The 23,991-nt window shown below is 69.3% G+C and carries 25 protein-coding genes and 2 tRNA genes; 15 read left to right on the top strand and 12 right to left on the bottom strand.

All coding sequences use genetic code 11. The features are described 5' to 3' along the window. Positions 1 to 50: 50 nt before the first annotated feature. Positions 51 to 392, top strand: a complete 342-nt coding sequence (locus P3102_RS28985) for a DUF485 domain-containing protein (RefSeq protein WP_276363382.1) — start codon at positions 51 to 53, stop codon at positions 390 to 392. Beyond that, on the top strand, positions 389 to 2,017 hold the full coding sequence (locus P3102_RS28990; protein ID WP_276363383.1) for a cation acetate symporter: 1,629 nt from the start codon (positions 389 to 391) through the stop codon (positions 2,015 to 2,017). The genes P3102_RS28985 and P3102_RS28990 overlap by 4 nt, the downstream gene beginning before the upstream one ends. A 58-nt stretch (positions 2,018 to 2,075) precedes the next feature. On the opposite strand, the gene P3102_RS28995 is transcribed toward P3102_RS28990, so the two are convergent. Both P3102_RS28995 and P3102_RS29000 read right to left on the bottom strand, forming a co-directional pair. Continuing rightward, positions 2,076 to 2,819 (bottom strand): isocitrate lyase/phosphoenolpyruvate mutase family protein, encoded by a 744-nt coding sequence (locus P3102_RS28995; protein WP_276363384.1) that lies wholly within the window; start codon positions 2,817 to 2,819, stop codon positions 2,076 to 2,078. Then, the gene (locus P3102_RS29000) at positions 2,816 to 3,280 is read right to left on the bottom strand and encodes a carboxymuconolactone decarboxylase family protein (protein WP_276363385.1); all 465 of its coding nucleotides are present in this window, start codon (positions 3,278 to 3,280) and stop codon (positions 2,816 to 2,818) included. Before P3102_RS29000 ends, P3102_RS28995 begins: the two co-directional genes overlap by 4 nt. A gap of 46 nt (positions 3,281 to 3,326) precedes the next feature. On the opposite strand from P3102_RS29000, the gene P3102_RS29005 reads away from it, so the two are divergent. Next, positions 3,327 to 4,706 (top strand): PLP-dependent aminotransferase family protein, encoded by a 1,380-nt coding sequence (locus tag P3102_RS29005; RefSeq protein WP_276363386.1) that lies wholly within the window; start codon positions 3,327 to 3,329, stop codon positions 4,704 to 4,706. A 74-nt stretch (positions 4,707 to 4,780) separates the two neighbouring features. On the opposite strand, the gene P3102_RS29010 is transcribed toward P3102_RS29005, so the two are convergent. Further along, entirely contained in the window at positions 4,781 to 5,500 is a 720-nt protein-coding gene (locus P3102_RS29010; RefSeq protein ID WP_276371400.1) for a peptidylprolyl isomerase, read from the bottom strand. Positions 5,501 to 5,606: 106 nt separating this feature from the next. On the opposite strand from P3102_RS29010, the gene P3102_RS29015 reads away from it, so the two are divergent. Further along, positions 5,607 to 6,194, top strand: a complete 588-nt coding sequence (locus P3102_RS29015; protein WP_276363387.1) for a hypothetical protein — start codon at positions 5,607 to 5,609, stop codon at positions 6,192 to 6,194. A 50-nt stretch (positions 6,195 to 6,244) separates the two neighbouring features. On the opposite strand, the gene meaB is transcribed toward P3102_RS29015, so the two are convergent. Both meaB and P3102_RS29025 read right to left on the bottom strand, forming a co-directional pair. Further along, on the bottom strand, positions 6,245 to 7,213 hold the full coding sequence (meaB, locus tag P3102_RS29020) for a methylmalonyl Co-A mutase-associated GTPase MeaB (protein WP_276363389.1): 969 nt from the start codon (positions 7,211 to 7,213) through the stop codon (positions 6,245 to 6,247). A 5-nt stretch (positions 7,214 to 7,218) separates the two neighbouring features. Further along, the gene (locus P3102_RS29025; protein WP_276363390.1) at positions 7,219 to 8,400 is read right to left on the bottom strand and encodes an acetyl-CoA C-acetyltransferase; all 1,182 of its coding nucleotides are present in this window, start codon (positions 8,398 to 8,400) and stop codon (positions 7,219 to 7,221) included. Positions 8,401 to 8,531: 131 nt separating this feature from the next. Here P3102_RS29025 and mce point away from each other — a divergent pair, with 131 nt between their 5' ends. Continuing rightward, positions 8,532 to 8,981, top strand: a complete 450-nt coding sequence (mce, locus tag P3102_RS29030; protein WP_276363392.1) for a methylmalonyl-CoA epimerase — start codon at positions 8,532 to 8,534, stop codon at positions 8,979 to 8,981. Here mce and P3102_RS29035 read toward each other — a convergent pair. Continuing rightward, on the bottom strand, positions 8,975 to 9,538 hold the full coding sequence (locus P3102_RS29035; RefSeq protein ID WP_276363394.1) for a TetR/AcrR family transcriptional regulator: 564 nt from the start codon (positions 9,536 to 9,538) through the stop codon (positions 8,975 to 8,977). The genes mce and P3102_RS29035 overlap by 7 nt on opposite strands. A 16-nt stretch (positions 9,539 to 9,554) precedes the next feature. Continuing rightward, on the bottom strand, positions 9,555 to 9,923 hold the full coding sequence (locus tag P3102_RS29040; protein ID WP_276363395.1) for an SPW repeat protein: 369 nt from the start codon (positions 9,921 to 9,923) through the stop codon (positions 9,555 to 9,557). 202 nt (positions 9,924 to 10,125) lie between these two features. On the opposite strand from P3102_RS29040, the gene ccrA reads away from it, so the two are divergent. The 4 genes from ccrA to P3102_RS29060 all read left to right on the top strand — a co-directional run bounded on the left by ccrA (position 10,126) and on the right by P3102_RS29060 (position 14,389). Continuing rightward, positions 10,126 to 11,475, top strand: a complete 1,350-nt coding sequence (gene ccrA, locus P3102_RS29045; protein ID WP_276363397.1) for a crotonyl-CoA carboxylase/reductase — start codon at positions 10,126 to 10,128, stop codon at positions 11,473 to 11,475. Positions 11,476 to 11,552: 77 nt separating this feature from the next. Next, complete coding sequence (locus P3102_RS29050) at positions 11,553 to 12,689, top strand: chromosome segregation protein (RefSeq protein ID WP_276363399.1); 1,137 nt, start codon at positions 11,553 to 11,555, stop codon at positions 12,687 to 12,689. A gap of 105 nt (positions 12,690 to 12,794) precedes the next feature. Beyond that, complete coding sequence (locus tag P3102_RS29055; RefSeq protein ID WP_276363401.1) at positions 12,795 to 13,244, top strand: universal stress protein; 450 nt, start codon at positions 12,795 to 12,797, stop codon at positions 13,242 to 13,244. Then, positions 13,244 to 14,389 carry an adenylate/guanylate cyclase domain-containing protein gene (locus P3102_RS29060; RefSeq protein WP_276363402.1) on the top strand — a complete coding sequence of 382 codons (1,146 nt, stop codon included), beginning with the start codon at positions 13,244 to 13,246 and terminating at the stop codon, positions 14,387 to 14,389. Before P3102_RS29055 ends, P3102_RS29060 begins: the two co-directional genes overlap by 1 nt. A 106-nt stretch (positions 14,390 to 14,495) precedes the next feature. On the opposite strand, the gene P3102_RS29065 is transcribed toward P3102_RS29060, so the two are convergent. From P3102_RS29065 to P3102_RS29075, 3 genes are read right to left on the bottom strand one after another with little or no spacing between them, the layout of a single operon-like run. Then, on the bottom strand, positions 14,496 to 15,728 hold the full coding sequence (locus tag P3102_RS29065) for an aldehyde dehydrogenase family protein (protein ID WP_276363404.1): 1,233 nt from the start codon (positions 15,726 to 15,728) through the stop codon (positions 14,496 to 14,498). Positions 15,729 to 15,780: 52 nt separating this feature from the next. Continuing rightward, positions 15,781 to 16,494: a M50 family metallopeptidase gene (locus P3102_RS29070; protein ID WP_276363406.1), complete on the bottom strand. Its 714-nt coding sequence runs from the start codon at positions 16,492 to 16,494 to the stop codon at positions 15,781 to 15,783. Between the two features lie 35 nt (positions 16,495 to 16,529). Continuing rightward, positions 16,530 to 17,471 (bottom strand): DNA-3-methyladenine glycosylase 2 family protein, encoded by a 942-nt coding sequence (locus P3102_RS29075; protein WP_276363408.1) that lies wholly within the window; start codon positions 17,469 to 17,471, stop codon positions 16,530 to 16,532. A 141-nt stretch (positions 17,472 to 17,612) separates the two neighbouring features. Between P3102_RS29075 and P3102_RS29080 the strand changes: the two genes are divergently transcribed. From P3102_RS29080 to P3102_RS29090, 3 genes are all read left to right on the top strand, one after another. After that, on the top strand, positions 17,613 to 18,380 hold the full coding sequence (locus P3102_RS29080; protein WP_276363410.1) for a methyltransferase domain-containing protein: 768 nt from the start codon (positions 17,613 to 17,615) through the stop codon (positions 18,378 to 18,380). Continuing rightward, the gene (locus P3102_RS29085) at positions 18,377 to 19,705 is read left to right on the top strand and encodes a M20 family metallopeptidase (RefSeq protein WP_276363411.1); all 1,329 of its coding nucleotides are present in this window, start codon (positions 18,377 to 18,379) and stop codon (positions 19,703 to 19,705) included. The genes P3102_RS29080 and P3102_RS29085 overlap by 4 nt, the downstream gene beginning before the upstream one ends. Positions 19,706 to 19,796: 91 nt before the next feature. Continuing rightward, positions 19,797 to 20,744, top strand: coding sequence for a trypsin-like peptidase domain-containing protein (locus P3102_RS29090; protein ID WP_276363413.1), 948 nt, complete (start codon positions 19,797 to 19,799; stop codon positions 20,742 to 20,744). Between the two features lie 80 nt (positions 20,745 to 20,824). Here the strand turns inward: P3102_RS29090 and P3102_RS29095 are convergent, their stop codons facing one another. Beyond that, positions 20,825 to 21,202 (bottom strand): DUF3224 domain-containing protein, encoded by a 378-nt coding sequence (locus P3102_RS29095; RefSeq protein ID WP_276363415.1) that lies wholly within the window; start codon positions 21,200 to 21,202, stop codon positions 20,825 to 20,827. A 194-nt stretch (positions 21,203 to 21,396) separates the two neighbouring features. Between P3102_RS29095 and orn the strand changes: the two genes are divergently transcribed. Then, positions 21,397 to 22,005, top strand: a complete 609-nt coding sequence (orn, locus tag P3102_RS29100) for an oligoribonuclease (protein WP_276363416.1) — start codon at positions 21,397 to 21,399, stop codon at positions 22,003 to 22,005. A 78-nt stretch (positions 22,006 to 22,083) separates the two neighbouring features. Beyond that, a tRNA-His gene (locus P3102_RS29105) sits at positions 22,084 to 22,159 on the top strand. A 288-nt stretch (positions 22,160 to 22,447) separates the two neighbouring features. Here the strand turns inward: P3102_RS29105 and P3102_RS29110 are convergent. Continuing rightward, positions 22,448 to 23,668: an Ig-like domain-containing protein gene (locus P3102_RS29110; RefSeq protein WP_276363418.1), complete on the bottom strand. Its 1,221-nt coding sequence runs from the start codon at positions 23,666 to 23,668 to the stop codon at positions 22,448 to 22,450. Positions 23,669 to 23,863: 195 nt separating this feature from the next. On the opposite strand from P3102_RS29110, the gene P3102_RS29115 reads away from it, so the two are divergent. Next, positions 23,864 to 23,936: transfer RNA gene (locus P3102_RS29115), tRNA-Lys, on the top strand. Positions 23,937 to 23,991 lie beyond the last annotated feature (55 nt).

Below are 23,991 nucleotides of genomic sequence, written 5' to 3' on the forward strand. Positions count from 1 at the left end.
GCTTCTCCTTAACGTGTCGCGGACCACATTCGCGGTGCGAGGAGAGCATGATGAGTACCGAACCGAACGCTCCCGGTCCGCCTGAAACGGACTGGGACAAAGCCCACGACAGCCCCGAGTTCAAGGAGTTGCGCGCGCGGCTGCGCCGGTTCGTCTTCCCGGTCTCGGCGCTGTTCCTCGTCTGGTACCTGCTCTACGTGCTGCTCGCCGACTACGCGCACGGCTTCATGAGCACGAAGCTGGCCGGCAACATCACCGTCGGTCTCATCTTCGGTCTGCTGCAGTTCGTTTCCACCTTCGTGATCACCGGGCTCTACGTCCGCTACGCGAACAAGAAACTCGACCCCATCGCGGAGAAGATCCGCACCGACCTCGAGAGTGAGACCAAATGACCCTCGCCGCCGGAGTCGAGGGCAGCAGCCCCGTCCTCAACATCACCATCTTCGGGCTCTTCGTGGTCGTCACGCTGTTCGTCGTGTTCCGGGCCAGCCGCAACTCGAAGACGGCGTCGGACTACTACGCCGCGGGGCGCGCGTTCACCGGGCCGCAGAACGGTGTGGCCATCGCGGGCGACTACCTGTCCGCCGCGTCGTTCCTCGGGATCGCGGGCGCGATCGCCGTCTACGGCTACGACGGTTTCCTTTACTCCATCGGATTCCTGGTGGCCTGGCTGGTGGCGTTGCTGCTGGTCGCGGAACTGCTGCGCAACACCGGCAAGTTCACCATGGGCGACGTGCTGGCGTTCCGGATGAAGCAGCGCCCGGTGCGGGCCGCGGCGGCGACGTCCACCCTGGCCGTCTCGTTCTTCTACCTGCTCGCGCAGATGGCCGGCGCCGGTGGCCTCGTCGCGCTGCTGCTCGGGATCGAGAGCAAGGCCGGGCAGTCCGCGATCATCGTGATCGTCGGCATCATCATGATCGCCTACGTGCTCATCGGCGGGATGAAGGGCACCACCTGGGTCCAGATCATCAAGGCCGCACTGCTCATCGTCGGCGCGCTGGTGATGACGCTCTGGGTGCTGGGCAGGTACGGCTTCGACCTTTCCTCGCTGCTGCAAGGTGCCGTGGACAGGGCGGGCAGCGCCGGTGAAGCGCTGCTCGGGCCGGGCAACCAGTACGGCAAGACCGGCACCACCAAACTGGACTTCCTGTCGCTGGGCATCGCGCTGGTCCTCGGCACCGCGGGCCTGCCACACGTGCTCATGCGCTTCTACACGGTGCCGACGGCGAAGGACGCGCGCCGTTCCGTGGTCTGGGCGATCGCGCTGATCGGCGTCTTCTACCTGTTCACGCTGGTGCTCGGCTACGGTGCCGGCGCGCTGGTCGGCGCGGACCGGATCAAGGCCGCCCCCGGTGGCGTGAACTCGGCGGCTCCGCTGCTGGCGCTGGAACTCGGCGGACCGGTCCTGCTCGGCCTGATCGCGGCGATCGCCTTCGCGACGATCCTCGCCGTGGTCGCGGGCCTGACGATCACCGCGTCGGCGTCGTTCGCGCACGACGTCTACGCCAGCGTGCTCAAGAAGGGCAAGGCGAGCCCGGCCTCGGAGGTGAAGGTCGCCCGGATCACCGCGCTGGTGATCGGGGCGGTCGCGATCCTCGGCGGCATCCTCGCCAACGGGCAGAACATCGCGTTCCTGGTGGCACTCGCGTTCGCGGTGGCGGCGTCGGCGAACCTGCCCACCATCCTCTACTCGCTGTTCTGGAAGCGGTTCAACACCCAGGGCGCGTTGTGGAGCATCTACGGCGGTCTCGGGGTTTGCATCTTGCTGATCGTCTTCTCGCCGGCCGTCTCGGGTAAGCCCGTCGACGCCAAGACCGGCAAGAGCGCTTCGATGATCCAGGGCGTCGACTTCCACTGGTTCCCGCTGGACAATCCGGGTCTCGTCTCGATCCCGATCGCGTTCTTCCTCGGCTGGCTCGGCACGGTGCTGTCCAAGGAGCACAACCAGAAGAAGTACGCCGAGATGGAGGTCCGCTCGCTCACCGGCGTGGGTGCCGAAAAGGCCGTCGCCCACTAGCCGCCGGGACGGTGCGGCCGGCATCCGACGCCCCCGGCCGCACCGTCCCGGTCTTCCTTCAGTGAGGCAGCTTCCCCGCCGTCAGTCCGGCCAGTTTCGCGCGGAGATCCGCGCGTACCGACTTCCACAGCCCGGTGCCCAGCGAGATCCGCGCCACCCCCAGTCCGGTGAGCGCGGAGAGATCGGGACCTCCGGGCATCGGCAAGGCGTTGACCGCCCCCGGCGCGACCGCCCGCACGAAATCGCCGAGCACGTCCGGTGACTTCAGCAGGATCGGGTAGACGCAGTCCGCCCCGGCCTCTAGGTACGCCTTGGCCCGCGAGATCGCGTCGTCCAGTACGGCCCGCTCGTCGGACGCGCCGAGGAAGACGTCGACGCGGGCGTTGATCACCAGCGCGTCCCCTGCCGCCTCGCGCAACTCCGCGATCCGTTCCGCCTGCGCCGCGAGTGAACGGACTCCACCCGAGGCGTGGTCGGTGTCCTCGTAGTTGCAGCCGACGGCACCGGCCTCGGCCAGCCTCGCCGCGAGTTCGGTCCCATCGAGCCCGTACCCGCCTTCCACGTCGACGGTCACCGGCACCGAGACCGCCCGCGCGATCCGCGACGCCGCGGCGAACATCTCGTCGGCGGGCGCGGCTTCCCCGTCGTCGTATCCGAGGACCTCCGCGACGGCGAAGGAACTCGTCGCCACGACGGGGAATCCGGCGGCTTCCACGAGACGCGCGCTGCCGGCGTCCCACGCGTTCGGCAGGAGCAACGGCGTTCCCGCGACGTGCAGTTCCCGCAGCCGTGCCGCCGTCATTCGGCGCGCTCGGGCAGCGGCGCGTGGCTGGTCACGCACATCCGGTTCCAGCTGTTGATCGCGATGGCCTCCCAGACGATGGCGCGGTACTGCTCCTCGGTGAAGACGCGAGTGGCCTCTTCGTAGACGTCGTCCGGGACGTCGTGCAGGGTCGCCACGTTCGTGATCGCCTCGGTGAGCGCGAGCGCGGCGCGCTCCTGCTCGGTGAACAGTTCGGTCTCGCGCCAGCCCTGCAGCACGAACAGCCGCCGCGGCGACTCGCCCCTCTGCAGCGCCTCGTGGGAGTGCATGTCGAGGCAGAACGCGCAGTGGTTGATCTGCGACGACCGCATCTTCACCAGTTCGAGGATCTTGTGGTCGACGCCGGCGTTCGCGGCGGCCTTCTCGACTTCGGCCTGCAGTCCGACCATGGCCTGATAGATCTCGGGCACTCTTTTGCCCACGTGGATTCGCTCGGTCATGGCGTCGAATCTAGCGGCGACTGGCCCACGAGTATGGTCCAGTCTCATGGCAGAATCATGGTCCAGTTCGGGAATGGACGTCCACTTGGACTGGCGTCCCGAAAGCGGCCGGGCCGGGCTCGCCGCGGTGATCCGCGCGGCCATCCGGGAGGGACGCTGGCAGGCGGGCGCCGCGGTGCCCTCGACCAGGGCGCTGGCGCAGGATCTCGGGGTGGCCAGGGGGACGGTCACCCGGGTCTACTCCGACCTCGCCGCCGAGGGCTACCTGCGGACGGCACAGGGCGCCCCGACCCGCGTCGCGACGGCGGGCGCGCTGCCCGCGTCACCGCCGCGGCCCGTCCCCCGCGACCCCGCGCCGCGCTGGGATCTGCGTCCCGGCAGGCCGAACCTGTCCGCGTTCCCCCGCGCCGCCTGGCTCGCGGCGACCCGCCGGGCACTGCACCACGCGCCGATGTCGGCGTTCGACTACACGGCCGAGTCCGGTGCGCCGGAACTGCGGGAGACACTCGCCGCGTACCTGGCCCGCAGCCGCGGCGTGATCGCCGATCCCGAGCGCATCCTGGTGTGCGCCGGGTTCTCGCACGCGATCGCGATCCTGGCGCGGGTCCTGCACGCGCGCGGCGCGGACGAGATCGCGTTCGAGAACCCGTCACTGCACATCTACCGGGACATCGCCGCCCGCAACGGTCCTCGCGTGGCCGGGGTCCCGGTCGACGACCACGGGATCACGGTATCCACTTTGGACAGTCCGGCGGTCGTGGTCACCCCGGCGCACCAGTACCCGCTGGGTGTCACCCTCGCGCCCGAGCGACGGGCGGAACTCACCCGCTGGGCGGAGGAGACCGGCGCCGTCGTCGTCGAGGACGACTACGACGGCGAATTCCGGTTCGACCAGCAGCAGGTCGGCGCGTTGCAGGCGCTGGCGCCCGAACGGGTCGTGTACGTGGGCACGACGAGCAAGACGCTCGCGCCGTCGTTGCGACTGGGGTGGATGGTGCTGCCGCGGTTCCTGGTCGAACCGGTCCGGACGGAGATGGCCGCGAGCGGCGCCCGGCCCGCGCTGCTGGACCAGCTGGCGATGGCCGAACTGATCGAATCGGGCGCCTACGACCAGCACATCCGCCGCTGCCGCACCGAATACCGTCTCCGGCGGGACCGGTTGCTCGCCGCCCTGCCGGATTCGGTGCTGCCGCAGGGGATCTCCGCCGGCCTGCATCTGGTGCTCCAGTTTCCCGGTGGCCTTCCCGGGGAGATGGAGGTGCTGGCCGCCTGCCGCCGTCGCACCATCGGGCTCGAAGGGCTCAGCGGCTACTGGATCGGCGAGCCGCACCGCGAAGGGCTCATCATCGGATACGGCGCCGCCGCGAAACACGCTTTCGGCGGCGCCGCCCAAGCCCTGCGCGAAGCCATCTTCGAGGTCACCTGACCCCGCAATCAGTCACCTACTTGCGCTGGCCGGCAAGGCGAACCTCCGCAAGTAGGTGACTAATTGCGGAGGGGTCAGCAGAACCAGGGGCGCGCCCGGAGGATGTCGGTCTTCAGGACGGGGGCGCCGTCGACCGGGGCGGGGTTCTCCGGGGTCGGCTTGATGCCGCCGGCGGCGACGTCGTCGAGGGTTTCGAGCCCTTCGTGCCCGACGGTGCCGAAGATCGTGTAGTTCGGGCGCAGCGCCGAGTCGCCGTACACGACGAAGAACTGGCTCCCGTTCGTCGCCGGGCCCGCGTTGGCCATCGCGAGGACGCCACGTGCGTACACCTTGCGCTCACCGGTCGGGTCGGTCGGCGCGGGCGGCAAGCCCACGGGCAGTTCGTCCTTGTACCTGTAGCCGGGGCCGCCCTCGCCGGTGCCGCTCGGGTCACCGCACTGCAGCACCTTGAGCGTCGGGTACGCGGTCAGCCGATGGCAGGTCGTGCGGTCGTAGAACCGGTGCTTCGCCAGATGGAGGAAGCTCTGCACCGTGCACGGCGCCTTCGCCCGATCGAGGGTCAGGTCGATCTCGCCCTGGTTCGTCTTGAGCTGAACCGGCACCTTGCCCCGAGCCGGCGTGCGACGGGGATCCGGCGGCAACGGGACCGGCCGCGCGGCCGGTTCGTCCGGCGTCTGCGTGTACTGGCACGGCCCCTTCGTGACCTTCGGCGGCGTGCCTTCCGCCGACGCCGTTCCGGTACCGGCCGCGAGCATCAGCCCGGCGCCCAGCACTGCCACAACGACCTTCGCGATCTTCTGCACGGTTCCTGCCTCCCAGCCGTGGACGAAGAAGAGAGCATAGGGTGAATCCCCACCGCTCACCCAGGTCCGGAAGTAGGTCCGCGGTTAGGGTCGGACCGTGGAGATCGCCGAACGACATCAATGGCAGCTGAACGCCCTGACCTTCCTGTACGCGTACACGCAGTACGTCCTCGTGCACGAACGGGTCATGGCGGGGCTGCCGCCGGACAAACCGGCCGAACTCGACGAGCCGCGCATGCTCAGGCTCGCCAAGGTCGTCGACGACATGATCCTCGACTTCCGCAAGGAGGACGGCCTGACCGATCTCGAACGGCGCCGCGTCATCCGCCTCGCCAGGGAGATCAAGTCGCACGTCCGGGAGAAGTGGCCGCCTCGCGAACCGTCGCTCACCGAGTGGATCGCCTCGGCCGCGGCGCACTTCTACTGCGAGGAGCACATCAACAACGGCTACGTCCGGATGGGCCGCGTCTTCGACCCCGACATGGCCGACCGGTTCTTGGAGCGCGTCGAGTTCTGCCGGGGCCGGACCGTCACGATCACGGACTACGCCAACAAGGTGGCCGACGGCGGACAGCTCACCTACGGCGAGACGAATCAGCTCGAGGTCTGGAAAGAGGACGCGATCGCCCATCTGGACAATCTCGACAGCGATTTCGGCGACATCAAGATGTACGTCGAATTCTGACCGCTGCCCTCAAGGCCGGACTCGACTGTCCCGACGCTCCGGCACCGTCCTCACGCGTCGCGAAGATCGTTGATCAGTTCGTCGGCCGCGGCGAACGGGTCGAGCGTCCGCGCCACCACGCGTTCGGCCAGTTCGGTGAGCCGGTCACCGGACCGCAGGTCGACGAGTTCCGTGCGCAGCCGCCGCAGGGCGATCGTCTCGACCTCGTCACGGGCCCGCGCCGCGCGACGGCCGGGTAGTTCGGCTCGCCGGACCAGCCAGTCGTGATGTTCGTCCAGCGCGCGGACGACGTCCTCCACGCCTTCGCCCCGTGAGGCCACCGTCCGCACGATCGGCTGACGCCAGCCAGGACCGCGAATTTCCCGGCGTACCGAAGAGATCATCTGCTTGAGGTCGTGCACGGTCGCGTCCGCGCCGTCGCGGTCGGCCTTGTTGACCACGAACACGTCCGCGATCTCCAGCACACCGGCCTTGGCCGCCTGGATCCCGTCGCCCATCCCCGGCGCGAGCAGGACCACCGTGGTGTCGGCCAGTTTCACGATGTCCACTTCGGACTGACCGACGCCGACGGTCTCGATCAGCACGACGTCGAAACCGGCCGCGTCGAGCACCCGGACGGCCTGCGGCGTCGCCCACGAAAGGCCGCCGAGATGCCCGCGGGTGGCCATCGAACGAATGAAGACGCCGGGATCGGTGACGTGTTCGGTCATCCTGATCCGGTCGCCGAGCAGCGCGCCGCCGGAGAACGGCGACGACGGGTCGATCGCCAGGACGCCGACCCTCGATCCCTTCGCCCGCAACGCGGTGAGCAGCGCGGAGGTGGATGTCGACTTGCCGACACCGGGCGGGCCGGTCAGCCCGATGACCCGCGCGTTGCCGGTGTACGGCGTCAGCTTCGCCGCGACCTCGGGCAACCGCGGATGGGCGTCCTCGACCAGCGACAGCAACCGGGCGATCGCGCGGGGGACGCCGTCCCGCGCGCGATCGACCAGTTCGTCGATGTCCAGCTGTACCGGCAAGGTCTTTACGGGACGCGGAGCAGCAGCGCGTCGCCCTGGCCGCCGCCACCGCAGAGAGCGGCCGCGCCGAGGCCGCCGCCGCGACGACGGAGTTCGTGGATCAGGTGCACGGCGAGCCGCGCGCCGGACGCGCCGATCGGGTGACCGAGGGCGATGGCGCCACCGTCGACGTTCACCTTGTCCGCGCCGACGCCGAGCTTGTCGGCCGACACCAGGCCGACGGCGGCGAACGCCTCGTTGATCTCGATGAGATCGAGCGCGTCCGCGGTCAGCTTCTCCTTGGCCAGGGCGGCCAGGATCGCGTTCGACGGCTGCTCGTGCAGGCTCGCGTCCGGGCCGGCGACCACCCCGTGCGCGCCGATTTCGGCGAGCGGCGTCAGACCCAGTTCTTCGGCCTTGGCCTTGCTCGCGACGATGACCGCGGCCGCGCCGTCGGAGATCTGCGACGCCGAGCCGGCGGTGATCGTGCCGTCGGAGGCGAACGCCGGGCGCAGCTTCGCGAGGCCTTCCGCGGTGGTGTCGGCGCGGACGCCTTCGTCCTTCGAGAAGACGACCGGGTCGCCCTTGCGCTGCGGGATCGACACCGGGGCGATCTCGGCGTCGAAGCGGCCCTCCGCGATGGCGGCGGCGGCACGCTGGTGCGATCGCGCGGAGAACTCGTCCTGCTGCTCCCGGGTGATGCCGTAGCGGCCGTTGTACTTCTCCGTCGACGAGCCCATGGCGACCTGGTCGAAGGCACAGAACAGGCCGTCGTAGGCCATGTGGTCGACGAGCGTGGTGTCGCCGTATTTGAAGCCCGCGCGGGACTTCGGCAGCAGATGCGGCGACTGTGTCATCGACTCCTGGCCGCCCGCCACGATCAGGTCGAACTCACCCGCGCGGATGAGCTGGTCGGCGAGCGCGATGGCGTCGAGACCGGAAAGGCAGACCTTGTTGACGGTCAGCGCCGGGACGGTCATCGGGATACCGGCGGCCACCGCGGCCTGACGGGCCGGGATCTGGCCCGCGCCGGCGGTGAGCACCTGGCCCATGATCGTGTACTGGACCGCGTCCGGCGAGACACCGGCCTGCTCCAGCGCCGCCTTGATGGCGAATCCGCCGAGTTGTGCGCCCGAGAAGTCCTTCAGGGAACCGAGCAAGCGCCCGATCGGTGTACGGGCGGCACCCAGGATCACGGAACCGGACACGGCGTCCTCCAAGCATCGGCGCAAGGGCAAAGGGGGTCTTCGCGACCATACCCGGATCGAGGGTCTCTTGATGGAGCCAGTGTGAGGCGGCGCACGCCGGTCAGCTCGCCCGCGCACCTATCCTGCTCTGCATGAACCAGGTGCTGAAACAGTTCGTGACGGCCATCGACCACGTCGGCATCGCGGTCCCCGACCTCGACGCGGCGATCGCCTTCCACGCCGAGCATTTCGGCCTGGAGGTCGCGCACGAGGAGGTCAACGAGGAGCAAGGGGTCCGCGAGGCGATGCTGCGCGCGCCGGGCACCGCCGGGACCGAGACCGCGATCCAGCTCCTCGCGCCGCTGCGCGAGGATTCCGCGATCGGCAAGTTCCTCGCGAAGAGCGGCCCCGGACTGCAGCAGCTGGCGTATCGAGTGTCCGATGTGGACGCCGCCGCGGCGGCGCTGCGCGCGCAGGGACTCCGGTTGCTCTACGACGAGGCCAAGCGTGGCACTTCCGACAGCCGGGTGAACTTCGTCCACCCCAAGGACGCGGGCGGCGTGCTCGTCGAGTTGGTGGAACCCGCGAAGACCGGTCACTGACCCCGCGTCAACGCCGCGGCGATGAAGACGACCTCGCGGTCGATTCCGGCGGGGTCGCCGTCCTCGCTGTGCCGCGCTGTCGCGTGGCGATGGCTGACCGCCCGGGCGAGCAGTCCCGACGCCGAATCGACGTCGGCGGTCGCGAGTTCGCCGCCGGTCGCGGCCACGATCACCGCCTTCACCTGGCGGACGAGTTGCTGGAACCGGTCGGCCAGCGCGTCGCGGACCGCGCGGTGCGTGTCGGCCTCGCGCCACAGCAGGTGTGACAGCGCCAGGGAGCGGTCGAACCGTCTGTCGAGTTCGACGACGAGACCGCGAAGGCTGCCCACGAGGTCGCCCGGGACCACCACGACGGCCGGTTCGATCCGGGCGTCGGGCAGTTCGGCGACCAGCGCGGCCAAGAGGTCCGGCTTGCGCCGGAAGTAGTAGTGCACCAGGCCTTTCGGCACGCCCGCCCGCTCCGCGATCCGCGAAGTGGGCGTGGCGTCGAAACCGGATTCGGCGAAAAGCGCCTCCGCGGCCCACAGGATGCGCCGTTTCGCCGAATCCTCTTTCACGCCGTTCCCTCCCGAATCAGTGCTGCCCCGCCGTCCGGTGCGTCGCCTGGGCGATCGGCATCGCCGCCGCCCCGGCCACCACCGTCAGGACGCCGCCGATCCAGGCGGTCCAGGACGCGCCCGCCAAGTCGGTGTATCCCATCACCCAGGGTGAAAGGAACAACAGCGCGCCCAGCACGATCTGGATGCCTTCGCCATAGACCATGCCAGGCATCGCAAGCGACGCGGGGCCGTCGAGGGCGATCAGCGCGCCCAGGAGGACGAGCGACCACATGGCGGTGCTGTCCGTGGTCATCCAGAGGGGTGAAAGCGTGACCACGACACCGATGACCACCTCCGCCCGGTCATGGGGACGGTTCCAAGGGCGCGTCGTGGGTTCGTTCATGCGTGCCCACCTCCGCGGATCGGCTGAACCTGCAGGTCGGAGAGGTTTTCATCCCTGATGGTCCACTTGGTTGACCGGCCGGTCAAGACCGGTCGATAGCACTTCGGACGCAGACGTGCTCCACGTCTCGTACGGTTGTGGACCTGGTTACCGGTGAGTAATTTATGGCGCCTACGCCGTCCCCCCAAGCGCGGAGGTTCCGATGACGCAGATCGGCGAGATCCAGCAGGCCATTCTCAACGATGACCTCGGCGCCGTGGCGTCGCTCGACGTGCCGGAGTCCTATCGCGGGGTGACCGTGCGCAAGGACGAGGCCGCCATGTTCGAAGGCCTCGAAAGCCGGGACAAGGATCCGCGCAAGTCGCTGCACGTGGACGAGGTCCCGACGCCGGAACTCGGTCCGGGCGAGGCGCTGGTCGCGGTCATGGCGAGCGCGATCAACTACAACACCGTCTGGACCTCGATCTTCGAGCCGGTGTCGACCTTCAAGTTCCTGGAGCGCTACGGGCGGCTTTCGCCGCTGTCGAAGCGCCACGACCTGCCCTATCACGTGGTCGGCTCGGACCTGTCCGGCGTCGTGCTGCGCACCGGCCCCGGCGTGCACAACTGGAAGCCGGGCGACGAGGTCGTCGCGCACTGCCTCAACGTCGAACTCGAGGGCCCGGACGGGCACAACGACACGATGCTCGACACCGAGCAGCGGATCTGGGGTTTCGAAACGAACTTCGGCGGGCTCGCCGAGATCGCGCTCGTGAAGGCGAATCAGCTGATGCCGAAGCCGGGTCACCTCACCTGGGAGGAGGCCGCCTCCCCCGGCCTGGTGAACTCCACGGCCTACCGCCAGCTCGTCTCGCGCAACGGCGCCGACATGAAGCAGGGTGACGTCGTGCTGATCTGGGGCGCTTCGGGTGGCCTCGGTTCCTATGCGACGCAGTACGCGCTCAACGGCGGCGCGATTCCCGTGTGCGTGGTCTCCAGCCCCGAAAAGGCGGAGATCTGCCGGAAGCTCGGCGCGGAGCTGATCATCGACCGCAGCAGCGGCACCGGCGAGGGCTACGAGTTCTGGAAGGACGAGCACAACCAGGACCCGAAGGAGTGGCAGCGGTTCGGCAAGAAGATCCGCGAGCTGACCGGTGGCGAGGACCCGGACATCGTCTTCGAGCACCCTGGCCGCGAAACCTTCGGCGCCTCGGTCTACGCCGCGCGCAAGGGCGGCACGATCGTCACGTGCGCGTCGACTTCGGGCTACCTGCACCAGTTCGACAACCGCTACCTGTGGATGAACCTCAAGCGGATCATCGGCAGCCACTTCGCCAACTACCGCGAATCGTGGGAGGCGAACCGGCTGATCGCGAAAGGTCTGATCCACCCGACACTGTCGAAGACCTACGCGCTCGAAGACACCGGGCAGGCCGCGCTGGACGTCCACCGCAACGCGCATCAGGGCAAGGTCGGCGTGCTCGCCCTTGCCCCGGAAGAAGGTCTGGGCGTCCGGAACCACGAGTTGCGCGAAAAGCACATCGACGGGATCAACGCGTTCCGGAACGTTTAGCGCGCCAGAACGCGCTTTCACCGCGCGTTGCGTGGGTGCTCGCCCTTCCGTGACTCCAGCTCGACTACGGTAGAAGGATGAGCCTTGGCGAGGAACGGGAGCTAGTGCCGCTGGGAGCCGGCTTCGACGTGGCGAAGCGCGGTTACAGCCGTGCGCAGGTCGACGAGCATCTCGAACGGCTGGACGCCGATCTGAAGATGCTCACCGCCGATCGCGATGCCGCCATCGGGCAGGCGGGCGACCTGGCACGGCAGCTGGAGATCGCGCGCGGCGAGATCGCGGAGCTACGCGGGCAGGTCGACAGGCTCGCCCAGCCGCCGACGAGTGTCGAAGGCCTTTCCGAGCGGCTGCAGCGCATGTTGCGGCTCGCGCAGGACGAGGCCGCCGACACCAAGGCGCGGGCGGAGGCCGAAGCCGGGCACATCCGCGCGAAGGCGGAGACCGACGCGAGCGCCATGCGTGCCCGCTACGAGCAACTGCTCAACGAGCTCGACCTCCGTCGCAAGGAGATGGAGGCCGAGCACCGCGGCGTACTCGAGAAGGCCCGCGCCGAGGCGAAGGACATCATCGACAAGGCGAAGGCCGAGCGCGACAGGCTCGACGCCGAGTCGCAGCAGCGCCGCACGCAGGTCGAAGAGGACTTCGAGATCGCGATGGCGTCGCGCCGCACCGAGGCCATGCGCGCGCTGGCCGAACAGGAGGCCGCGAGCAAGGCCGAGGCCGCCCGTCGCGTCCGCGACGCCACGGAGGACGCCGCCGCCATCCGCGCGAAGGTGCTCGAAGAGGAGACCACGGCCAAGGCCGACATCGAACGCCGTCAGCGGGAGTCCATCGCCGACGCCAACAAGCGCAAGCAGGACTCGATCACCGAGGCCAACGCCCGGCTCGCCGAGGCGGCCGACGAGGCACGCCGCCGCGTCCGGCAGGCCACCGAGGAGTCCAACCGGCGGATCACCCAGGCCACCGAACGGGTGGAAGCGCTCCGCAAGGTGCGTTCCAGCCTGGCCGAGCAGGTCCGCACCGCGCGGGCCGCGCTCGCCGAGGCGACGCACGTGCTCGGCGACGAACCGCATGTCCCGGCGGAACTCAAGACGAAGCCGTCGTCCGACTCCGAAGCCACCGTGCAGCTGCGGACCGCGGATGTGTCGAAGGCCACATCCGGCGCGAAGCCTTCACCGCGACCTGCGGCAGCGCGGAAACCGACTGGCGAGTAACCTTTCCCTCCGACCGCTCTCACGACGGCCTGCGAGCCTCTCGCCGAGCGGTCGTCGTCGCTGCTCGCACGCGGGTGCGGGCGGTCAGATCGGTGGAGGTTGCGGATGGCTGCATATCGGACCGTGGTCGTGGGCACGGACGGATCGGATTCCTCGTTCGCCGCGGTCGACCGGGCGGCGAGTGTCGCCGGGGACTCCGGAGCGACCCTGGTCGTCGTGTGCGCCTTCCACCCCGCCAACAAGGGCGACGTGGAGAAGGCACAGGACGTCCTCGGGGACGAGGCGTACCAGGTGGTGGGTTCGGCACCGGCCGAGGACACCCTCCTGTCCGCCCGTGACCGGGCCGCGAAGGCCGGCGCGAAGAACATCGAGACCGCCGCCGTCGTCGGCGACCCGGTCGACGCGCTGCGCAAGGTCGTCGACGAGCGCTCCGCCGACCTGCTGGTGGTCGGCAACCGCGGGCTGAACACGCTCGCGGGCCGCATCCTGGGCTCCGTGCCGTCCGAAGTCGCGCGGAAGTCCGGGGTGGACGTGCTCATCGTCCACACCACCTGATGCCCGAACCCGGCGAGATCTCCGCCGACGCGCTGCAACAGCGCCTCGAACGGATCCTGCTCGGCGGAAAGCGCAAGTACACCAGGCTCGAAGTCGCCGAGAAGGCAGGCGTTCCCGAGGAACGCTCCCGGCGACTTTGGCGTGCGCTCGGTTTCGCGACCGTCGATGACGACGAGGTCGTCTTCACCGACGCCGACATCGAAGCGATCCGCACCGCGGATCAGCTGATGAGCTCGGGGCTGATCGACCCGAACATCGAACTCGCCGTGACCCGCGCGCTGGGCCAGCATCTTTCGCGGCTCGCGGAATGGCAGGTCCACATGCTGTGGACGATGATCACCGAGAACAAGGAGATCGGCAGCAGCGAACGGCAGATCGGGCGGCTCGTCGAACGCCTGCTGCCCGAACTGGAGAAGGTCCAGGAGTTCGTCTGGCGCCGCCACCTCGCGGCCTACGCCGGCCGGGCGATGGCCTTTCCCGACGAGGACCTCGGGGCGAGGACCGAGGTGGTGGGATTCGTCGACATGGTCGGCTACACCCGGCTGACCAGGCAGGTCGACGAAGAGCGGCTGACCGACATCCTCGACCGGTTCGAATCCGTCGCCACCGAGGTGGTCGCCGAGCACCACGGGCGGATCGTGAAGATGATCGGCGACGAGGTCCTGTTCGTCGCCGATTCCGCCGTCGACGGCGCCGAGATCGCCCTGGCCCTGTCCGAACGCGCCGACGCCGACGAAACCCTGCCCGCCGTGCGAGCCGGCCTCGCGTCGGGCCGGATCCTCAGCCGGTTCGGCGACGTCTACGGCTCGGTCGTGAACCTCGCCGCCCGCCTCACTTCGACCGCGCGGCCGGGCACCATCCTGGTGGACAAGGAACTCGCCACGGAGCTCGCTTCGCACGCCGAGTACGAAGTGCGGTCCCGGCGGCCGGTGTCGGTGCGGGGATACAACCGGCTGCGGCCCTCTTCCCTGCGCCGGGCGCGGGAGCGGCCTTCGGGCATGTTCGCCTCTTCGCAGCAGCTTGCCGCGGAGATGCTGGGACTGGACGACGCCACTCCGCTATCCGTCGCGGACGAGGCCGAGGACGCCACCGCGGAGTCGTTGCCGCCTCGGCCGCGACCCCGGTCGAAGCGCCGGCGTCGTTGAGGGGCTTTGGCTCGCCGCGGGAGCAAGGGACCTTTGCTATCGCTCCGGGTGGTCGTGAGTGGCGTTTCGGATCAGAACCCGAAACGCCACTCTCGACCAACGCGCGTCAGGCGGGCAGCACGGCGTACTGCCGCACGTAGAGATCGGTGTAGGTGACCGGACCGCGCGGGCCGGGGACCTTGTCCAGGTTGATGCCGGTCTCGGGGACGGCGAGGAGCTTGAAGCCGTCGAGCAGCCGGGTGGGAGCGTTCCAGAAGACGCCGGTGCCGGTGTACGCGTCGAAGAACGCGTCAGCCGCTTCGCTGCTTTCGGTGGCGATGCCGGCGGCCAGCCCCGACGTGCGCTCGTTGGCGATCTCCGCCGCTTCGGGCAGGTTCGCCACCTTCGCGACGGTGACGGTCGCTTCGCGGTCGGAGTCGAGCGCCCATTCGTAGCCGATGGCGTGCTCGTGCGGGGCGAGCGACGGGAGGACGCCACGTTCGGCCAGCGCGCCGGAGATGCCGGGCCAGACGCGGTCGTGGGCGGCCTCGTGGATCAGCAGCAGGTTCAGCCGGTTGCAGACGCCGAGCCGGTCGAGGCTGCTGAAGACCAAGTCGCGCACCTTGTCGGTGTCGGCGGCCTCGTCGACGTACAGCACGCCGCCACCGTCGGCGTGGGCCAGCGTGCGGACGCCGTGGACGGCCGCCTCGGTGGCCAGCGCCCTGGTGCTGTCACCGCTGCCGCGCAGGATCACCAGCGGCACGAGCGCGGGGAACCGGACCAGCGCGGAAGCCGCTTCACGTTCGGCGCGCGGCACCAGCTGGATGACGTCCGGGTCGATGCCCGCCTCGGCGAGCGCGGGGGCGATCACGATCTCGCGCAGGCGCTGGGCCGAGCCGAGCGCGGCGGAACCCGTGCGGAGCACGCCGCCGTTGCGCGACTTCACCAGCTGCGAGGCGACGTCGACCGTGACGTTCGGCCGCGCCTCGTAGTTCGCGCCGATCACACCGACCGGGCGACGGCGTTCCACCAGCCGCAGCCCTCCGTCCAAAGTGGACACGTCGACGGACCGCTCCTGATGCGGCGCGCCCGCCAGGAGCCGGAGCTGTTCGGCCATGCCGGTCAGCCGCTCGGGAGTGATGGTGAGCCTGTCGAGCAGGCCCGCGCTCATCCCGTCCTCGCGTGCCTTGGCGATGTCGGCCTGGTTCGCATCGAGCACGACGTCGGCGTGCTCGACCAGCTTGTCCGCCATGGCGTTCAGCGCGGCGTCGATCGCCTCCGCGGAGGCGGCGGCCAGCGACGGTGCGGCCCGTTTCGCCGATCGAGCGCAGTCCTCGACGGCCTTGGCGACCTCGTCCATCTGGTGACTCCCTCCGCGCGGAACGAGCCATCAGTCTGCCGTACCACCCCGGTCAGGCGACGGTCGGCTCCAGCAGCCACAACCCGCCCGCGAAGAGACAGCTCACCGTCAGCACGACCAGCACCAGCACCCACAGCACCGCGGGCACCCCGGTGAGCCTGCCGAGCTGATCGGCGTCGGAATCCCTCGCCGCACCCCGGCGCCGTTTGATCTGCAACTCGACCACCGGCCGGACGCCACCGAACAGCAGGAACCAGGTCAGCAGGTAGACGAAGATCGCCTGAAACCACGACGGCGCCACCAGCGCGACCAGCCCGAGCACCACCGAGCTGGCGACCACCGTGAACACGCCGTGGATGTTGCGCACCATCACCAGCACGCCCAGCAGCATCAGGGCCATCACGACCAGCACGACGGTGATCAGATCCGACGAGAGCAGCCCCGCGAACACCAGCCCGAGCACCGCGGCCGCCGGGTACCCGGCCAGCGCGGTGAACGCCATTCCCGGTCCCTCCGGTTTGCCGCGGGAGACGGTGACGCCGGAGGTGTCGGAGTGCAGTTTGATGCCCTGCAGCCGGCGGCCGACCAGCACCGCCGCCAGCGCGTGGCCCGCCTCGTGGACGAGCGTGATCAGGTTGCGGGCGATCCGCCAAGGCCTGCCGGACAGCACCACGAGCAGCGCGAGACCACCGGTGACCAGGGTGATCGTGCCGGGCGGGGTGGACTGGGCGATACCGGAAACCGTTTCGGCGGGAGACGCGCTCACCGCACCAGCTCACCACAAGCCGGATACGTCCCGTGTCAGGCGGTCATCGAACCCCCGATCTCACGCGTGCGAAACTCCCGGTCGTTGCGCAGGGCGAAGGCCACCCAGCTGCGGAACGGCCGCCACACTGCGGACAGCTCCTCCAGCTCCTCGGGCGGCGCCATCGGCAGGTCGTACGCGGCGCGCATGGCTTCCTGCAACCGGGGCTCGCCCGCGGGGAAGACGTCCGGATGCCCGGCACCCCGGATCAGGATCAGTTGCGCCGAGAACGGGCCGATCCCCGGTAACCGCTGCAACCAGCGCAGCGCGTCCGGGACGGGCATCGCACGCAGATACGCGGCGTCGAGCAGACCGTCCTTGGCGGCGTTGGCCACCGCGCGCAACCGCTCGGCCTTCACCTCGGGCAGGCCACGCCCGGCCTCGGGATCGGCCAGCACGTCCGGCGCCGGGAACGACCGCAGCAGCTTCCCGCCGACGTCCACCGGCCTGCCGAACTCCTCGGCGAGCCGTCGTTTCACCGCAGTGGCCTGCGACATCCGCGCCCGGTGACTCAGGATCGCCCAGCAGGCCGCTTCGTAGGGCGAATGGAACAGCACGGGCCGCAGCCCGGGGAACGTCTGCTGCAGGCGGCGCACCACGGGATCCGCGGTGCCGATCTTGGCGAAGCCGACGCCGTCGACGTCCACCGAAAGGATCCGGCGTACCTGAGCACCGACCTCGACGGCGAGCCCTTCCTCGGCGAACACCTCCACCTCGATCGAACCCGGTGATCTCTGCCTGACGGCCGCACCGACATGCTCCCAGCCCGCTTCGGCGGGAAAGGCGAAGCGCAGGGTGCCGGGTTCGGCGGCGGCGTCCGCGCGGCACGCGGGCGGGAAGTCGGTGAGGAACCGGATCGACTTGTCGAGGTCGAACGGGCCGCGCACCGGGATGCGGAGCGTGGTCTTGGCGGTGTGCTGCAGGATCGAGCCGGTCATTTCGGGCTCCTTCGGCTGGGGAACGGCGACTCCCTCCGACGTTAGAGATGGCCACCGACAGTTTCGGGTCGCGGCGGCGGGGATGTCGCGAACGGGCCGGTCATGGCAGATTCTTCGATGAGGACGGTGAAGGGAGCAGCCATGCCGGACCATCGCGCACGTCTGGAAAGCCTGCTGCGGCCGGGCACCAAGCCCGTCGGCGGAGGAGATTTCCTCGACCTGCTCGGAGAAATCCCGCAGGCGGGGCCCCCGACCGGGCTCGCGCAGCGGCTGATGCGCACGTCCGCCGTACCGATGATCTACGAGCGGTACTGGCGCCCGGCGCTGGGCAGGGTCGCGAAAGGACTGAACGGCCCGACGATGGCGGACGAAGTCCGTATCGCGAGCGAGGCACTCGGCCTGCGCCCCGGAAAGGTCGTGCTGGACGTCGCCTGCGGCACCGGGCGGTTCACACGTGCCTTCGGCGAAGCGGTGGGCCCGGAAGGGTTGTCCATCGGACTCGACGGTTCGGCCGGTATGCTGGAAAAGGCACTCTCCGCCCTGAATCCGCCCTCGGTGGCCTATCTGCGCGCCGACGCCGTCGACCTGCCGTTCGGGGATTCCACTGTGGACGCCGTCTGCTGCTTCGCCGCCCTGCACATGTTCGCCGATCCGGACGCGGCGCTGGACTCGTTCGCGCGCGTGCTGAAACCCGGCGGCTCACTGGTGATGCTGACCAGTGCCCGGCACGGTGATCAGCCGTTGCGGCTGGTGGACACCGTCCTCGGCAGGCTGAGCGGACAGCGGATGTTCGACCGCGGCGAGATCGCGGCGAAACTGGCCCGGCGCGGCTTCGACCACGTCGACGAGCGGTACTCCGGCGTCACGCAGATCGTCACGGGCGGGCTACCGGTTAACATCCGGAAATGATCCGCTCTGAGCACGCTTCGCCGATCCCCCCCGACGACGGCTACCTCCGTTCGCTGGTCGAAGCGACCGCGGAGGCCGTCGCCGCGGCCGAACCCCTCGGCTCGCCCCACGACGGCGCGGACGCCGCCACACGAGACGCCGTCAGCACCGGGATCCGCGCGCTGACCGCGGAACTGGTGGAACTGAGCCAGGACCTGCACGCTCATCCCGAGGAAGGTTTCGCCGAGCATCGCTCGGTCCGCGCGCTCGGGGACCTGCTCCGGCGGCACGGCCACGAGGTCACGATCGGCGTGGGCGGACTGGACACCGCCTTGGTCGCGACCACCCCCGGCAGCGGTCCGCACATCGCCGTCCTCTCCGAGTACGACGCCCTTCCCGGGCTCGGCCACGGCTGCGGGCACAACGTCATCTGCACGGCGGGCGCGGGTGGCTTCCTCGGCGCGGCGGCGGTCGCCGAACGGCTGGGCGGCCGGGTCTCGCTGATCGGCACGCCGGCGGAGGAAGGCGGTGGCGGCAAGGAGACGATGGCCCGCGCGGGCGTCTTCGACGACGTCGACGCCGTGGTCATGCTGCATCCGTTCAGCCACGACATCGCCATGCACCCGTTCCTCGGCAGGCGCCAGCTGGAAATGGTGTTCCACGGGGTCGGCGCGCACGCCTCGGCCCAGCCGTTCATGGGACGCAACGCGCTCGACGCCGCCGTCGCCGCGTACCAGGGCGTCGCGGCGCTTCGGCAGCATCTGCCCTCCAGCGATCGCGTCCACGGCGTCTTCACCGACGGTGGCGCGCGGCCGAACGTCGTCCCCGAACGCGCCGCGCTGCTGTTCTATCTCCGCTCCGCGCAACCGGACACGCTTCGCGACCTCGCCGAGCGCGTTTCCGCCATCGCCCGCGGCGCGGCGGAGATGACCGGCTGCGGGGTCGAACTGCGGTGGGACGCCCAGCCCGCGTATCTGCCGATCCGGTTCAACACCACCCTCGCCGGACGATGGTCGGCGCATCAGGTCGACGCCGGCCGTAAACCGCTGCCGCCGGGCATCGTGCCCGACTTCCTCACCGGTTCGACCGACCTCGGCAACCTCTCCTACCGGATGCCCGCGATCCACCCGATGATCGCCATCGCCGGACCGACGACCGCCTTGCACACCAAGGAGTTCGCGGCCGCGGCCGGTTCGCCGGACGGCGATCGCGCGGTCGTCGACGGTGCGCTGGGGCTGGCGCTGACCGCCGTCGACTACCTGGCCGACGCCGAACTCCGCGCCGCGGTGCACGAGGAGTTCGAGGCGTCGGGCGGAGCGTTGGACGTCCCGGCGTTCTTCGACTGAGGAAACGCTGAGCTTTCTCAGCTGATTCTTCTCAGGGAAGGACAGGGGTTTTCCACAGGCGGTTCACAAGTACGGGCGCGAATCTTGGTCCATGACCGAGAACGAGAGTCGGCCCGGCCCCGCCTCAACCGGTGGGCACCAGCCGCCGCATCAGCAGCAGTACCCCGGTCACCCCGCTTGGCAGGCCGTACCGGATCCGCTCTTCGCCCCCGCCCCCGCACCGCGCGAGAAGGGCGGCCGGGTCGCCGTCCTCGTCAGCGCGACCGCGCTCGCCGCCGCGCTCTTCGGCGGGGTCGGTGGAGCGGCGATCGTGGGGCTCGGCTCCACGTCGCCGGCGCCGGCCACGGGTTCGTCCGCGGTCGCCGACGGGCAACCGGTCGGGAACACCGCTTCGGGTGACGTCAGCGGGGTCGCCGCGAAGGTGACCCCGAGCGTCGTCCAGGTGAACGTGACCACCGCGGAGGGTGAGGCCGTCGGCTCCGGTGTCATCCTGACGGCGGACGGGCGCATCCTCACCAACGCCCACGTGGTCGCCGCCGCCCAGGGCGACGTGACTGTCACCCTGTCGGACGGCAAGCAGTACCAGGCGAGCGTGGTCGGCGCCGACCCGAAGGCCGACATCGCCGTGATCCAGGCGAAGGACGCGAGCGGCCTGACGCCGGCTTCGTTCGGCGATTCCAGCAAGCTCGCCGTCGGCCAGCAGGTCGTCGCGATCGGCTCGCCCGGTGGGCTGCAGAACACCGTGACCACCGGGGTCGTGAGCGCGCTGAACCGCGAGCTCAGCGAGTTGAGCGGTGGCCAGGAACGGCGCTCGCCCTACAGCAGGACCACCAACGAAGCCGGGCCAAGCTACACCGCCATCCAGACCGACGCTCCGATCAACCAGGGCAACTCGGGCGGGGCGCTGGTGGACGCGCGGGGGAACGTCATCGGCATCAACTCCGCGCTGTACAACCCGGCCTCGACCGGCAGCATCGGTATCGGCTTCGCGATCCCCATCAACGACGCCAGGAAGATCGTCGAGCAAATCGTCGGCTGACCCGGCCGTCCGGGCCGCTGTCGGGGGCGGCCCAGCCGGAACGCGTGTAGGACTCCCTCGGGGAGGAGTCCTACACGCGTTCAAAGTTCGTAGGTGAGAGTGAACGTGTGGTTGCCCTTGTCGTCCTTGACGATCTCCGCCGTTCCGGTGATGCCGGCCAGCTCACCGTGACCGGAGCCCGGCAGGACGATCAGATGATGCCCGTCCTCCCCCGCGGAGTGATGCAGGACGAAACCGCCTTTACGCCCGTCGACGGTGACGGCCAGTCGCTCGAAGGCGACGTACGCCGACGACGTCCCGTTCACCGCGGTCAGCATCTCCACGGCGCTGGCGCCCTCGACGTCACCGGTGAACGTCTTGGTCAGCAGCACCCGCGAGAATTCGGTGTCTTCGGACTTGTCGGTGGCCTGCGGCTCCCAGCCGTCCACAGTGAACGACGCTGTCGCGGTATTGGTCATGCCGTCGAGCCTGCCGGACATACCTGACAGAACACGTCAGGTTTCACCGCCGCCTCCGGTTCCCCAGCCCGTGCCGGTCCAGCGTCACCAGCGGCGACCGGACCGCGGCGCCGGAGACATATCCCTGCGCGATCTCCTGGCCGAACCCCGCACGTCGCACGTCGTGAATCGCCGGGTCGGGTTAGGGTTCCGGGGTGAACGACCGCCTAGTCTGGATCGACTGCGAGATGACGGGGCTCGACCTCGGCAAGGACGCGTTGATCGAAATAGCCGCGCTGGTGACCGATGCCGAGCTCAACGTCCTCGGTGAAGGCGTCGACATCGTCATCCACGCCGACGACGAAGCCCTCGACGGCATGCCGGAGGTCGTCCGCGAAATGCACGCCCGCTCCGGCCTCACCGAAGAGGTCCGGCGTTCCACGGTCACCATGGCAGAAGCCGAGCAGCGCGTCCTCGAGTACATCCGCGCGCACGTGCCCGAGGCCAACGTCGCCCCGCTCGCCGGCAACTCCATCGCCACCGACCGCGGCTTCATCACCCGCGACATGCCACTTCTCGACGCGCACCTGCACTACCGCATGGTCGACGTGTCCTCGGTGAAGGAACTCGTCCGGCGGTGGTACCCGCGGATCTACTACGCCAAGCCCGAGAAAGGCCTCGCGCACCGCGCGCTCGCCGACATCAAGGAATCCATCTGGGAGCTCGATTACTACCGTCGCGCCGCCTTCGTCCCGCAGCCCGGCCCGACCACCGAAGAGGCCAAGGCGGCGGCCGCTGAAGTGCGGGAACGCCACGAACGGTAACCCGTTGCGAGCCCCGCAAACGGGCACGCTAATATAGTGCGGCCGAGGTGATGGGGAAGCTTCCCGAACCCGGCGATGGTGGGCGTAGCTCAGCTGGTAGAGCACCTGGTTGTGGTCCAGGAGGTCGCGGGTTCGAAACCCGTCGCTCACCCCATCACCCCAGTTTGGCCGGGCCCTCGCGGGCCCTGCACCAGGCTGGGGTTTCGCTTTTTTCAGGGATCCTTGGTGAGCTCGGGACTCTTCGTGCCGACCGAAGTTCGCACGGCCACTCCCGCATCGGCCAAGACGTCACCATGACGCTGCGATCCCGGCTACCCGCAGGCTCTGTCTCGGAAGTACCTCGCCGACCTCGAGTGCCGCTACGAACCCCTCGGGCCCGGAACGCGACGAAGGGGTCCTGTCAGGACTGTTCCGTCCTGACAGGACCCCTCATGACATCGGGTCAGTTCCGGTCGCCGCCGGTCTTCCAGTCGTCCCAGGACATCTGCCACACCGACCAGCCGTCGGCCGGTTCCAGCACCTGCGGGCCCGAGTTGGTGACGGTGATGATGTCACCCTTCTTCGAGGTTTCCATCAGCCACTGCGCGTTCTCGGTCGACAGGTTGATGCAGCCGTGGCTCACGTTCCGCTTGCCCTGCGAACCGACCGACCACGGCGCCGAGTGGTAGAAGATGCCGCTGTTCGACATCCGCACCGCGTACTTCACGAACGTCCGGTAGCCGGCCTTGCTGTCCGTCGGGACGCCGTAGGTGCTCGAGTCCATCGTGTAGCCGGTGTGCTCGCTCATCACCGTGTAGGTCCCGGCCGGGGTGCTGCTCGACGGCTTGCCCATCGAGATCGGCATCTGCCTGACCTCTTGGTCGTTCACCACGACCTTCATCTGGTGAGTACCACCGTCGGCCATCGCGACCAGCTTGTCGCCGACGACCACCTTGGCCGGCTTGTCCTCACGGCCGAACGTGTTGTTGCCGAGGTTCTTGCCGTAGATCGCCGCGTTGACCGAGATCTTCGTGCCCGCCTTGAAGTACTCCTTGGGCCGCCACATCACGGTCTTCTCACCGAACCAGTGGAACGCGCCTTCGGCCTGGGGCTCGGTGACGATCTTCAGCGCCTTCTCGGCCGCCGCCTTGTCCGGCACGTTGGCGGTGAAGGTGAAGATCAACGGCAACCCGACGCCGACCGTCTCCCCTTCGACCAGGTTGATCGAGACACCGATCTGACGGCTCGGCTTGGCCGTGGAGAACGTCGAGGTCGAGGTGACCGGCTTGCCGTCGGTCCCGGTCGCGGCCGCAGTGACGGTGTAGGTCTTGCCGTAGCCGAGCGGCTCCGCCGACTCCCAGCCCGAACCGTCTTCCTTCGGCTTGCCCGCGACGACCTTGCCATCGGCGCCGGTCAGTTCGACCTCGCCCACCTTGCCGTCGGCGACGGCCACCGTGACCGGCTCACCGGGGGCCACGTTCGCCGCGCCCTGCGCCGGGGTCAACGTCACCACGGCGGCCTTCGGCGCCGGCGCGGGCGCTCCACTCTGCTGCGAATCACCGGGAGTACCGCCCGAAGACGGCGATTCACCCGACGGTGTACTACTGCAACCCGCCAGTGTGAACCCCGCCACCAAAGCCACCACGACCACCCGCGACCGCCCCGTCGCTCCCCAGACCCTCATGCACACCGCCCGTTTCGCGTGGTATCAACCCCAACGTGTGGCCATAGTCTGCCTGACCGGCCGCAACGCCCGCGGCCGGATGGCCGAATCCCTCCCAGCTCGTCGCAAGGGGACCCCCCTGAAACGGGCCCCAGCAACCCTGTGTTAATGTTTTCCACGTCGCCGAGGGGAACACCAAAGCGGCGGAACAAGCAGGCGCCATTAGCTCAATTGGCAGAGCAGCTGGCTCTTAACCAGCGGGTTCGGGGTTCGAGTCCCTGATGGCGCACAGTCAAGCCCCATGTTTTCAGGTCGATGACGTGGGGCTTTGTGTCATGTGGACG

The organism is Amycolatopsis sp. QT-25 (assembly GCF_029369745.1).
Classification (GTDB): domain Bacteria; phylum Actinomycetota; class Actinomycetes; order Mycobacteriales; family Pseudonocardiaceae; genus Amycolatopsis.